At 36.3% G+C, this 413-nt stretch carries 1 protein-coding gene; it reads left to right on the forward strand.

What is annotated here, in order from left to right; all coding sequences use genetic code 11:
• The coding region (locus HZY83_RS01215) for a condensation domain-containing protein (RefSeq protein ID WP_179942295.1) at positions 1 to 413 on the forward strand (413 nt) is incomplete at both ends.

Consider the following 413-nt stretch of genomic DNA (forward strand, 5'->3'; position numbering starts at 1 on the left):
GTATCCATTTGAAAGCCTTGTTAACGATTTGATGGATGAACGAGATGCTTCGCGTAATCCGTTATTCGACGTAATGCTTGTATTACAAAATAACGAAACAAACCATGCTAACTTTGGACATAGTCAACTGACGCACATTCCACCTCAAACGACAACAGCTAAATTTGACTTGTCGTTTATCATTGAGGAAGATCGAGACGACTATGTGGTTAATATTGAATATAATACAGATTTATATGCGGAAGAGACGATTCATAATCTTGCTTACCAGCTTGAAAATATCATCCAACATGTGACATCTACTCAAGCTTTAAAAATTCAAGATATTCAAGAATCTCCGGATATGCTGGAATGGGTTGAAACAAATGTTAATCATCATACCCTATATTTCCCGGAAAATAATTCCCTACAGC

This window comes from Gemella sp. GH3, from assembly GCF_013415425.1.
Taxonomy (GTDB): domain Bacteria; phylum Bacillota; class Bacilli; order Staphylococcales; family Gemellaceae; genus Gemelliphila.